Genomic DNA, 12,522 nt, shown 5'->3' on the forward strand with positions numbered 1-12,522 from the left:
GACAAGACGAAAATCCGCCGTTTGTTGACCGGACAGAAAATGCGGGCGCCGCCGGCCGCCGATTCGTATAATCATCCGAGGGCGGACGACAGGAAGGAGTCGACATGAGACGGACGATAACGGCGGTGGCGATCTGCGCGGCTTTTTCGGCGGCCTCGCCGGCCCTGGCCGGATCCGGCCCCGGGGATCTTCTCCCGCAAGCGGGCGAGATCGCGGGCTGGGCGACGGACGGCGAACCACTCTTCTACGGGCCGGAGGACCTCTGGGAATACATCGACGGATCGGCGGAGAATTTCCTTTCCTACGAGTTCGAGGCGGTCGCCGCGCAGGAATACCGCGACGACGCCGGCCGGAGCATCAAGGTGGAGATCTACCGTCACGCCTCGCCGCTCATGGCCTACGGCATCTTCACGCAGTTCCGATCGCCCGATGCCGACGTCCTCGAAATCGGCGACGACGCGTTCGGCGACGCCTACTCCCTCCACCTTTTGCGGGGCCGGTGCTACGTGAAGATCGACGCCTACGACGGAAGCCCCGAATCGGCGGCGGGCATGCGGGCTTTCGCCGGGGCGATCGCGGCGAGGATCGACGGCGCGGGTGCGCCGCCGGCGGCCCTCGACGTTTTTCCCCCCGACGGGCTCGTCGCCTGGAGCGAGACCTTCATCAACGAGGGCGTCCTCGGCAGCGCGAAGTTCCCTCCGGCCTTCGTGGCCCTGTACGCCGCCGGCGAAAAGCGGGGGAAACTGTATCTCTTTCCCGGCGAGGACGACGAGGCGGCGCGAACGGTATTCGACTGGTACACCGGCTCGATCGGGGCGGCGGTCGCCGGGCGCGAGGGCGCCGGCGGCTGGCTCGCCGCGGCGGGATCCGACCGGTACCGCGGCGACGTGCTCGTCTTTCTCCGCGGGGGATGGCTGGGGATCGTGACCGGGTTCGAGGGCGATCCGGCCGCCCGGGAGGACCTGGCGAGCCGCGCCGTGGAGCGGATCGCCGCCGCCGCGTGCGAAAAGGAGCCCTGACGTCCTCGAGGATCGGGCGGGAACCGGCGGGCGGCGATCCGGCAGCAGCGGAACCGGCCGGCACGGACGGGAAAACGGGGCGCCCCGCGGCGCCCCGTTCATCGTTCCGGTCGGGATTGGTCTGCCGATCATTCGAGCATGCGCTTGATCGCTCCCCAGCTCTTCGGCTCCACGCCCGTCTGGTCGCACTCGACATCCGTTCCGCTCTCGGCGTTCACGTAGAGATTGGTGAAGACCGTGGCGAGGATCTCGGGAGCGCCCGCCGGACAGGGCGCCACCTGCACGACGCCCGAGGCGCCGTGCGGGACGATCTGGATCATCTTCTTGTCGGCCTCGTTCACGAAGAGCGCCTGCTGGAAGAGCCAGGTCCAGCCGTACTGGCAGGACTGGAAGCAGATGCTCATGCCCGTTCCGAGGTCGCCGAGGATGACCGAGTACTCGGGATTCGCCGTCGTCGTCGACGCGATGATCCCCGAGGCGGGATAGGAGACTGCGAACTCGGCGCAGAGCAGCGAGTCGTCGGTCGAGAGGGCCCACACCCACATCGTGACCTGGTAGAACGGCATCGCGCCGGTCGCGCACCACAGGCTGTGGCTGCCGTCGGCGTAGAGGCCGATGTAGGGCTTCGGGGGAAGCTGGGCGTTCGCCGATCCCGCGGCAAACACGAAAAGAACGGCAACCAGTAAGAATCGTTTCATACGCATTCCCTCCTGCATCGCGGGCGAAGAGCGCCCGCTCCGCCTTCATGTATGGTGTTGAGAAGAAACCGAGATATGCCTTCTCATCACCTCCTTCACCGCTCGTCCAAGAGGGCGTATGCCGGAGCGGCATGGCGGTCCGCCGGACCGCGCATTCGAAGGATTGCCCCGCACGGGGTCTTCGTCAACCCCCTCGAAAACAGCTTTTACCACCCGGGCGCGAGTGTCAACAGCTTTTTCAGGGGAGAATACAAGTTGCGTGCCAGCGGCGGGCAACCTGCTCCGCGGCGAGCCGCCGCCGGCAAGGCCCTGCGGGCGAAAGCGTTCCGCGCGGCCGTCGCGTCGCGGGGCGACGGGCTCCCCCGCGCGGGGCGGCAGGTTTTCCACCCCGGCCGGCACGAGGCTAGACGACCGTCTTCGCCGCCCGCTCCATCAGCTCGGGGATCGGCAGCAGGTAGGGACACTTCTCCACGCATGCCCCGCAGCCGGTGCAGTCGGCGTATCGCTTCTCGAGGCCGGCGAGCCGGGCGAGGGCCCAGTCGGTCAGCCCGTACCGGACGTAGTAGGCCTCGATGAGCAGGAGGAAGGGGATGTTGAGTTCGTTCGGACAGGGCATGCAATAGCCGCAGCGGCGGCAGAACTTCTCGCCCCACAGCGCGCGCTCGTCGGCGAGGGCGGCGAGCTCCTCCTCGTTCGGCTCCAGGAGCGGGTCGGCGGCGGCGCAGTTCTCGTCGACCTGTTCGACGGCGTCCATCCCGGGGATCGCGACGTCGATGCCGCCGGAGAGGATGAACCGCAGCGAGGCGGCGACATTCCGCAGCGCTCCCCCGGCGACCGGCTTCATGCCGATCGTGCCGACGCGCCGGGCGGCGGCGGCGGGGAGGACGTCCTCGGACCATTCGGTCTCGATCGGGTTGAAGGGGAGCTGGACCGTGTCGAACCGGTCCGTCTCGACGGCCTCGAGGAGGACCGGACGGGAATGGCCGGTCACGCCGATCCACCGGATCTTCCCCTCCTCGCGCGCCCGTTCGAGCGTCTCCAGGGCGCCGCCGGGCCCGAGGACCGTCTCGAGCACCTCCAGCGAACCGACGGCGTGCAGCTGGTAGAGGTCGATCATGTCGGTGCGCAGACGGCGCAGGCTCGTCTCCAGTTCGCCGCGCATCGCCTCGGCCGTGCGCGACATCGCCTTGGTGGAGAGAAAGATCCGGTCGCGGTGCGGCGCTAGCGCGCGTCCCATCTTCTCCTCGCTGTCCGTGTAGCCGCGGGCCGTGTCGAAGAAGTTGACGCCCCGGTCGAGGGCGCGGAGCAGGACCGTCTCCGCCTCGTCCGCCGACAGCCCCTGGATGGGGATCCCGCCGAAGCCGACGACGGCGGCATCGATGTCTGTTCGTCCCAGTCGTCTCGTCTTCATGTCGTCCTTCCCGGCCCGCGGGCCTCAGCCGGCGAGGAGCCGGTCGTAGAGTTCCTCGATCCGTTCGGTCATCAGCGCGGCCCCGAACCGCTCGCGAACCGCGGCCCGGCCGGCCCCGCCGAGCGCGGCGGCGCGGACGGGGTCGTCGAGGAGGGCGGCGATCGCCCCGGCGAGCGCCCCGGAGTCGCCCGGGGGCACGAGCATGCCCGTCCGGCCGTCCTCGATCACCTCCGGGACGCCGCCGACCGCCGTGGCGACGGCCGGCACGCCCGCGGCGAGGGCCTCGATCAGCGTCATCGGCATCCCCTCCGATCGCGAGGAGAGGACGAAGATGTCGAGTCCGCCGAGGAAGGTCGCCACGTCCGGCGTCGCCGGGATGATCGAGACGTTCTCGTTCAGGGAAAGCTCGGCGGCCCGGTCCTCGATCGCCCCGCGTTCCTCGCCCTCGCCCAGTATGGCGAGATGGGCCGACGGGTGCGCCTCGTGCAGCGAGGCGAAGGCCTCGACAAGGAGACGGTGCTCCTTGACCGGCACGAGGCGGCCGACCGTGCCGACCACGGGGACGCCCACGGGGAGGCGGAACCGTCTCCGGCACTCCTCGCGAGGCGGCAGGGCGCCGAAGGGCGCGAGTGCGACCCCGTTGGGGATCGTCACGAGACGCCCGGTCCGGCGGGGAAACCGGGCGGCGAAGGAGCGCCGCGCGTCCTCCGAGACGCAGACGATCCGCGCCGCACGGCCCAGGCCGACGGGAAAGAGGAGGCGGTAGGCGAGAGGCATCCCCGCCGGCGACCAGGGGTTGTGCATCGTCGCGACGACGGGGGCGCCGATCCCCGCCGCGATCGACGCCGCCGTGCCCCAGACGAGGCCGGGCGCGTTGTGCAGGTGGAGCAGCGCCGGCCGTTCGCGGCGCATCAGCGAGACGAGCGCCCGCATCGCGCCGAACTCGCCGCGGCGGCGTTTGCCGAGGATGACGACCGACGCGCCGATCGTGCGGAGGGCGTCGGCGAGGTCGCCGCCCCCGGCGAGCGCGCACACCGTGTAGTCGAAGTCGCCCCCCGAGGCGGATGCCTGCGATTCGATGAGACGCTCGGCGCCGCCCCGGTAGAGGGAATAGATGACATGCAACACTCGCCGCTTCACCGCGCCTCCCCGTTTCCGCCGGCCCCGGTTGCGGGGCCGACCACCTATGAATAGCACATGGCGGCCGGCGATGCAAACGCCCCGCTTTCCGACGAAATGACTGTGCAGGCGGGCGCCGGGCGGGTACAATCAGGCGACGCGGCCGCCAGGGAGCCGCCTGCCGGAACGGGAGGAGAACGGACGGTGAGACGGGCGAAGATCGTCTGCACGATCGGGCCGGCCTCGAGCGACGAGAAGACGATCGGCCGTCTCGTCGAGGCGGGGATGGACGTGGCGAGGCTCAATTTCTCCCACGGCACATACGAGGAGCACCGCGCCGTTTACGAGATCGTACGGCGCGTGGGCGACCGCGTGGCGATCATGCAGGATCTCAGCGGGCCGAAGATCCGCGTGGGCGACATCGGGCCGGAGCCTCTGCGCCTCGCGGAGGGGGACGAGGTGCGGCTCGTCGCGGGCGAGGGCGATACCGCGACGGGGCGCGTGCCGGTGAACTACCCGGATCTGTCGCGCGACGCCCGGCAGGGAAACGAGATCTTCCTGGCCGACGGGAGCATCCATCTCGTCGTGCGGGCGATCGAGCGGGGCGAGGTCCTCTGCGAGGTCGTGCACGGGGGCGTTCTCACCTCCCGCAAGGGGGTCAATCTTCCCGGCGTGCGCCTCGGTGTCGAGGCCCTCACCGAAAAGGACCGCCGCGACCTCGAGTTCGGCCTGTCGCTCGGAGTGGATTACGTGGCCCTCTCCTTCGTCCGAGACGTCGCGGAGGTAAAGGAACTCCGGCAACTCGTCGGCCGACACGAATCGCACGCCGGCATCGTGGCGAAGATCGAGAAGCGGGAGGCCCTCGAACGCCTCGACGGGATCATCGGGGCGTCGGATGCGCTCATGGTCGCCCGGGGGGATCTCGGCGTGGAGATCCCGCCGGAGGAGGTTCCCGTCGCCCAGAAGCGCATCATCGCCGCCTGCCTCGCCCGCGGCGTGCCCGTCATCACGGCCACGCAGATGCTCGAATCGATGATCGATCACGACCGCCCCACGCGCGCCGAGGCGAGCGACGTCGCGAACGCCGTCCTCGACGGCACGGACGCCCTCATGCTCAGCGCCGAGACGGCGATGGGGAACCTGCCCGTCGAGTCGGTGGCGATGATGGACCGGATCGTCCGGCGGATCGAGGCCTTCGCCGCCGGGGCGGGAACGCGGCGGATCGAGAACGCCGCGTACGCGCCCGCCTCGCAGGGCGATCTCGACGGGGCCGTCTGCGCGGGGGCGGCCACGATCGCCGCGGAGACGGGCGCGTCGGCGATCGCCGTTCTCACCCACTCCGGCCGCACCGCCAGGCTCATGGCGGCACTGCGCCCCGGCGTACCCGTCGTGGCCATGACCGATTTTCTCCCCGTCGTCCGGCGGATGTCGCTCGTCTGGGGGGTCGAGGCGATCCCCGTGGGCAGCATCGAGGCCACCGAAACGGTCTTTCCCGTCGTCCGGGAAAAGATGCGCGAAGCGGGATTCGAGGGGACGATCGTCCTCACCGCCGGGATCCCGACGCGCGAGCGGACACCGACGAACACCGTCCACGTCGTTCACATCTAGGGAAAGAATCTTTACGCTTGCAGGGAGTTTGTCAAGATTCCTTATGGGCGGAGGTGTGGGACGACGATGCTAAGATCGCGCATCATGCGCGGTTACTGGAAAGCGTTCGGCGGCGGCCCATGCCGTAACATGCATCATGGCAAGAGGCTGCGTGCATTTTCCACGGCTGTCCACGGGCTCGCTTGACGCATCGGGGCGCCGTCGACGCGAACGCCTCATTGGCACGATACTTGCGCTTATATGCGAAGCGCAAGAGCCATAACGAGCCCGCGGTTCCCCTCTGTATTTCCGACGCTGGGCGTTCCCCCCATCGTTAAGGGAATAGGCTCGAGAGTGGCCTGCCGAAGGTGGCCTGAGCAGCAAGATCCTTTGAACCTCCTTCGGAAAGAACGGGGCGGGTTTGCAGCGAGCCCGCCCCGGATTTTGTTTCCGGCACACCGTTTCTCCGACAACACGATACGCCCCCGCATGTTGGCGCCGCCCCGCGCCGTGTTTCTTTGACACGGGGAGGCGAATTCATTACAGTAGGCTGGTGCCGCGGCGGCCGCCTGCCGTCGCGGGCGGCGGGCGGGTTCTCCCGCCGCGGTTTCGGGGGAAGATACAGACAGGAAGAGGGTCATGAGCGAGACGAAAGCGGCCCGAACGGGCAGCGGGGAGAAGAAGGGCGACATTCTCGTCGTGCTCGAGAAGCAAACGAGCGGCGGCGTGTCGATCGAGGCGACGAGCACGGTCGAGGCGCTCTTCGGCGAGCAGATCCGCGAGCGAGCCGGGGAGACGCTGCGGGAACTCGGCATCGAGCACGCGCATCTCGTCGCCGAGGACAACGGCGCCTACGATTACGTGATCATGGCGCGGATCGAGGCGGCGGCGAGGCGGTTGTGGGACGTGGCCGAACCGGGCTGCCCGCCCGCGCGGAAGGTGCCGGTGGCGTCGCCGGTGCGCGACCGGCTCCGCCGGACGCGCCTCTACATGCCGGGGAACGACCCGAACCTCATGTTCGGCGGAGGCCGCTACGGCGCCGACACGGTGATCCTCGACCTCGAGGACTCCGTGGCGCCCGCCCAGAAGGACGCCGCGCGCGTTCTCGTGCGGAACACGCTCCTCTCCGTCGATTACGCCGGCGCCGAGCGGATCGTCCGCATCAATCCCCTCTCCACCGAGTACGGCGCGGCGGATATCCGGATGATCGTCCCCGCCGGCCCGGACACCATCCTGATCCCGAAGTGCGATTGCGCCGGGGACGTGGCCGCCGTCGAGGAGATCGTCGCGCGCGTCGAGGCGGAACACGGGATCGCCGAGCCGCGTCTCCTGATGCCGCTCATCGAGACGGCGCGGGGCGTGCTGAACGCCGCGGAGATCGCCGCCGCGAGCGACCGGGTCTGCGCCCTCTGCTTCGGGGCGGAGGACTTCACCGCCGATCTCGGCGTCGAGCGGACGCGGGAGGGGACGGAGAGCTTCGTCGCCCGCTCGCTCATCGTCCTCGGCGCGAAGGCGGCGGGCGTCCAGGCGATCGACACGGTCTACTCGGCCTTCAAGGACACCGAGGGGCTCGTCGAGAGCACGCGCGAGGCGATGATGCTCGGCTTCGAGGGGAAGGGCGTCATCCATCCCTCGCAGATCGAGCCGATCCACGAGGTGTTCAGGCCGACCCCCGAGCGGATCGAGTACGCGAAATCGGTCGTCGCCGCCATCGAGGAGGCGCGCGCGAAGGGAAGCGGCGTGGCGACGATCAAGTCCAAGATGATCGACAGACCCATCGAGATGCGGGCGCGGAAGATCCTGCGTCTCGCCGGGGCCCTCGGCCTCCTCGACGAGGGGGACGCCGGCTGAGCGCGGGGATTCGACGACCAAAGGATGTCAGCGATGAAGATGGTCAGGAACGCGGCGGGGCGGATGATCCCCGAGGAGATCGACGGGCGCCGTCTTCGCCCCTTCGCGGGGGCGCACGCGGATCGCGGCGGCGGGCGGAAGGCCGCCCCGCCGGTGCGGGCGGTCGCCGATTACGGGAACAAGCTGCGGGCGTCCCTCGACGAGGCGATCGAGGCGTGCAATTTGGCCGACGGCGCGACCGTCTCCTTCCACCACCACCTCAGGAACGGCGACGGCCTGGTCAACATGGTGGTCGACCGTCTCGCCGCACGCGGCCTCCGGAACCTGACCCTCGCCCCCTCGGCCCTCTTCCCCGTGCACGAGCCGCTCGTGGGCCACGTCGAGAGCGGCGTGATCTCGCATATCGAGGGGTCGATGAACGGACCGGTCGGCGAGGCCTGCTCGCTCGGGAAGATGTCCCGCTGCTGCATCCTCCGCTCGCACGGCGGCCGCTACCGCGCGATCCAGGACGGCGACATCCACGTCGACGCCGCGTTCATCGCCGCCCCGCAGGCCGACGAGCACGGCAACGTCAACGGCCTCGACGGGCCCTCGGCGTGCGGCGTGGTCTCCTACGGGCTCGCCGACTCCCTCTACGCGGAGAACGTCGTCGTCGTGACGGACAACCTCGTGCCCTTCCCCAACTACCCGTGGCCGATCATGGGGGGCAACGTCGATCACGTCTGCACGGTCGACCGGCTCGGCGACCCGGAGCAGATCATCTCGGGGACGACGCGCATCACCCGGTCGCCCACGAGGCTGATGATCGCGAAGTACGCGGCCGCCTTCGTCGACGCGATCGGCATCATGGAGGAGCCGGCCTTCTCCTTCCAGGCCGGCGCGGGCGGGATATCGCTCGCCTTCATCAAGTACCTCGCCGACATCATGCGCCGCAAGGGGCTTCGCGCCGACTTCGCCCGCGGCGGTTCCAACAAGTACATGGTCGAGATGCTCGAGGAGGGCCTCATCGGGTGGATTCTCGACGGGCAGTGCTTCGACCTCGACGGCGTGCGGTCGCTGCGTGAGAACCCGCGCCACGTCGAGACCAGCCCCTTCACCTCCTACTGCTACCACACGAAGGGCTGCTTCGCGACGCGCGTGAAGGCGGCGGTCCTCGGGGCCACCGAGATCGACGTCGATTTCAACGTCAACGTCAACACCCATTCCGACGGGTGGCTGCTGCACGGCATCGGCGGCTTCCAGGACGTCTGCGACGCCGGCATCACGATCGTCACCGCGCCGGTCGTACGCGGCCGCGTGCCGACGATCGTCGACGAGGTCGTCTCGATCACGACGCCCGGCGAGACGATCGACGTGGTCGTCACCGAGTACGGGATCGCGGTGAACCCGGCCCGGGGGGACATCCTCGACCGCCTGAAGGGGAGCGCGCTGCCGCTCAAAACGATCGGCGAGCTGCACGAGATAGCGATCGGTATCACGGGGAAGCCGCGGAAGCCGACCTTCGGCGACCGGGTCGTCTGCCTCGTCGAGTATCGCGACGGCACCGTGATCGACGCCGTCCGCCAGCTCGTTCCCTAGAAGAGGCTGTCGATCCCGACGGTCCAGCGCAGGTCCCACTCGTTTGATTCCCCGTTCAGCACGGGATTGCTCACCCAGACGGGCAGCTCCACGGTGATGCGCCAGATCCTGATGCCCACGCCCGCGTCGGCGAGGAAGCCGTCGAAGATCGTCTCGTCGAATCCCGCCCGCATCGCCGGGGGCAGCGCCTCGAGGGGCCGGGCGTCGAGGACCGACCCGGCGTCGCCGAAGAGGTAGAGCCGCCGGTCGCCAAGCGGGCGCCAGCGGCGCGCGCCGGGCAGCGGGAAGGGAATGGAGAGCTCGGCATTGGCGGCGACGATGCGCTTGAAGCTGAAGTCGCCGGCGTAGTAGCCGCGCAGGTTCGCGTCCCCCGGCACGTGGAAGCGGCCGTAGTCGTCCTTCGGGAAGCCGCCGACGCTCCTGAGCCAGAAATAGCGCTCCTTGTCGAGCGGGCCCGCGCCGGCGAGGTTGAAGCGCTCCTGCAGCGGCGGGTCGATCGAGCTGTGGCCGAACCAGAGCCGCAGCGAGGGATCGACGGGGCCGGGGAAGCGGCGGGTCGGCACGAGCGTCGCCTCGAAGACGGCCTGCTCCCACGAGTCGTCGCTCCCCCAGGTGGAGCGCGAGAGGTCGAGGCGGACGGCGCCGTCGGCGATGTCGGTGCGCGGGTAGAGGGCGAAGGTCAGCCCCGCCTCGATGAATTGTCCCTCGTCGTAGGTCCACGGGAAGACGTAGGCCGAATCGGTCAGCTCGTGGTAGCGGAGGTAGACGGAGATGTGCTTCGCCAGCGGCTCGGCGAGCGAGGACCGGCGGATCGTCGAGATCCGGGCCGTCGCGCCCCGGCGGCCTTCGCGGACGAACACGTCCGCACCGAACCGCGATTCCTTTCCCAGGTAGCCGAAGGGGGTTTCCCAGGCGGCGTAGACGCCGGCCTTTCCGCTCTCGAAGCCGTACGTGCCCTGCAGCGTCAGGTTGTTGTACGACCCGTCGTAGGAGCCGCGGAGCCGAAGACCGGCGACGCCCCCGTCGACGTCGTTGTAGAAGCCGAAGGGCAGCACGCGGTACTCGTAGGCGTCGTGCGGCCAGGGCGCGCCGGGGCGAAGGTCGAGCGCGAGGGACCGGCGCCGCGGCAGGCGGTTGTCGAGCTCGTAGGTGTCGAGGATCTCGTTGTCCGGATCGATCTCGCACGAGAGGGGCCTGATCTGGAAATCGAAGGTCCGGTCGATCGTCCGCGGCATCCCGTCGATCCGCTCGACGACGGTGTTGCCGTCCTCGAGCCGGAAGGCGAGCGAGAGGGGCATGATCATCTCGCCCTTCCGCTCGATCAGCACGCGCGTCTTCCATCCCCCGGCCGTCTTCTCTCGGGTGAAGCGCGCGAGACGGTAGTCGCAGGTCTTCGTCGTGTGCAGCCATTCCTTGAAGAAGAGGCCGAGGCTCTCGCCGCACACCTCCTCGCAGACGGAGCGGAAGGCCTCCTCGTCGACGTGCTTGTACTTCCAGCGATCCACGTAGAGGCGGAGGGCCTCGTCGAAGGCCTCCCCACCCATCCTGTAGCGGAGGGCCCGGAGGAAGAGGGCCGATTTCAGGTAGACGGTGGTGTGCGCGCCGTTGACGAGCTCGTGGTGCGGCGTCGCGGTCCGCTCGGCGAAGCCGTCGCGGTGCTGCTCTATGACGGGCCGCGAGATCCCCTCCCACATGGAGGCGCCGTGACCGCCTCCGGTTCCGCGCTCGCCGGCGCGGCGGAACATCAGGTACTGCACGAATCCCTCGTCGAGCCACGCCTCGTCGCGCTCGTCGTTGGCGAGGGCGCCGTAGAACCAGTTGTGCGCAACCTCGTGCAGGACGAGCGACTCGTCGACGTACCCGTTCATGCAGAGCATCGGGTACTCCATCCCCCCGTGCCCGGGGGAGTCGGCGACGGTGATCTGCGGCCAGGGGCAGGGCCCCGCCGTCTTCTCGAGCCACGCGAGGGCGCGCAGCGTGTGGGCGAGGGTCGTGTCGGCCCAGGCCGCGTTCCACGAGCGGAAGATGCTCATCACGCGGATCCCGTGCCAGAGGGTGTCCTGCACGGCGAAGGTCGGGTCGGTCACCCAGGCGAAATCGTGCACCCGCTCGGCGGTGAACCGCACCGTCTTCGGCGGGCCCGCGGATGCCGCGGCCTCGGTCGGCGCGGCTCCGCCGGGCCGTGCCCCGGGATGGCCCCCGGGATGCCCGCCGGGGTGGCCGCCCCGGGCCGGCTTGCCGGCCCGCGCGCGCGGCGGCGCGTTGCGGTCCCAGCCGGGATCCCCCTCCACCGGGAGCCCCGTCGCCGCGACGACCCAGGGTTCGGGAAGGGTGATCCGGACGTCGTAGTCGCCGAATTCCCCGTAGAACTCGCCGAGCCTGAACTGGTCGGGATGCCAGCCGTCCGTGTCGTAGACGACCATCTTCGGGTACCACTGCGCGAGGGCGAAGTTCGAGCCTGACCATCCGGCCCGACCGGTGCGCCGCCGGATCTTCTCCCGGAAGGCGGCGTCGATCGTCACGGTCGCGCCCGGGGGAAGCGGGCGGGTGAACGCGCACTCGAGGATCGTTCCGTCCACCGTGAAGGCGGCGGCCACGCCGTCGACCGCGAGGGAATCGATCTCGATCCACCCGCGCCGGCTCTCGTCGATCCCGCGGAAGAAGTAAAGGATCCCGGGATGGAAATCGCGCCACAGCGGGGTCACCTTGTCGCGATAGGCGTTCGCGTAGAGGTGCAGGTAGAAGCGCTCGAGCGTGTCGGGCGAGTTGTTCTTGTAGCGGATACGCTCCCGGCCCGCGAGAATCTTCGCCGCGGGGTCGAGGGAGACGTCGATCTCGTAATCGGCCCGCTGCTGCCAGTATTCCTCGTCGATACCGGGAATGCGGCTCGTCTCGCGGATCCCCGGCTCGACGGCCGGGGCGCCCGCGGCGATACAGAGGATCGCGGCAAGCAGTATGATGGCTGTTCCGGCGCGTCGCATCGGTTTCCCTTCCTCCCCGGCCGGATGCCGATCCGGCTCGTCGGTTCCGAGAGCGTAGCACAGGCCCGCGAAGAGGCGCAAGGCAGATGCCGCCCGCGCCAGGCGGGGCGTCCGTACGTATACAACCGGCGCCGCGGAAACGTTTCATCGCAATGAATCCGGTTGCCCGGAGCGGGCGGTGCTGCTAGGATATCCGTTCCCGCCGCGCCCTGGAGGCGGCGTTCTTCGCACCGCGCCGCGGCGTCCCCGCGGGGGGCGCCGGCGGCGTCGACGCCGCC

Annotated in this window: 8 protein-coding genes; 4 read left to right on the forward strand and 4 right to left on the reverse strand. The window is 69.5% G+C overall.

What is annotated here, in order from left to right:
* Positions 1–104 precede the first annotated feature (104 nt).
* The gene (locus tag JW876_01925; protein MBN1884267.1) at positions 105–1,019 is read left to right on the forward strand and encodes a hypothetical protein; all 915 of its coding nucleotides are present in this window, start codon (positions 105–107) and stop codon (positions 1,017–1,019) included.
* Between the two features lie 128 nt (positions 1,020–1,147).
* On the opposite strand, the gene JW876_01930 is transcribed toward JW876_01925, so the two are convergent.
* The 3 genes from JW876_01930 to JW876_01940 all read right to left on the reverse strand — a co-directional run bounded on the left by JW876_01930 (position 1,148) and on the right by JW876_01940 (position 4,268).
* Entirely contained in the window at positions 1,148–1,717 is a 570-nt protein-coding gene (locus JW876_01930; protein ID MBN1884268.1) for a hypothetical protein, read from the reverse strand.
* 403 nt (positions 1,718–2,120) lie between these two features.
* Complete coding sequence (locus JW876_01935; protein ID MBN1884269.1) at positions 2,121–3,128, reverse strand: aldo/keto reductase; 1,008 nt, start codon at positions 3,126–3,128, stop codon at positions 2,121–2,123.
* A 24-nt stretch (positions 3,129–3,152) separates the two neighbouring features.
* Positions 3,153–4,268: a glycosyltransferase gene (locus tag JW876_01940; GenBank protein MBN1884270.1), complete on the reverse strand. Its 1,116-nt coding sequence runs from the start codon at positions 4,266–4,268 to the stop codon at positions 3,153–3,155.
* Positions 4,269–4,364: 96 nt separating this feature from the next.
* Here JW876_01940 and pyk point away from each other — a divergent pair, with 96 nt between their 5' ends.
* The 3 genes from pyk (at position 4,365) to citF (ending at position 9,263) form a co-directional block, all read left to right on the forward strand.
* Positions 4,365–5,855, forward strand: coding sequence for a pyruvate kinase (gene pyk / locus JW876_01945; protein MBN1884271.1), 1,491 nt, complete (start codon positions 4,365–4,367; stop codon positions 5,853–5,855).
* A gap of 618 nt (positions 5,856–6,473) precedes the next feature.
* Positions 6,474–7,685, forward strand: a complete 1,212-nt coding sequence (locus JW876_01950) for an HpcH/HpaI aldolase/citrate lyase family protein (protein ID MBN1884272.1) — start codon at positions 6,474–6,476, stop codon at positions 7,683–7,685.
* A gap of 39 nt (positions 7,686–7,724) precedes the next feature.
* Positions 7,725–9,263, forward strand: a complete 1,539-nt coding sequence (gene citF, locus JW876_01955; protein ID MBN1884273.1) for a citrate lyase subunit alpha — start codon at positions 7,725–7,727, stop codon at positions 9,261–9,263.
* Here the strand turns inward: citF and JW876_01960 are convergent.
* A complete protein-coding gene (locus JW876_01960; protein ID MBN1884274.1) occupies positions 9,260–12,244 on the reverse strand; it encodes a hypothetical protein in 2,985 nt (994 codons plus the stop codon). The two genes, citF and JW876_01960, sit on opposite strands and share 4 nt — an antisense overlap.
* Between the last annotated feature and the right edge of the window lie 278 nt (positions 12,245–12,522).

Source organism: Candidatus Krumholzibacteriota bacterium, assembly GCA_016931295.1.
GTDB lineage: Bacteria > Krumholzibacteriota > Krumholzibacteriia > Krumholzibacteriales > Krumholzibacteriaceae > JAFGEZ01.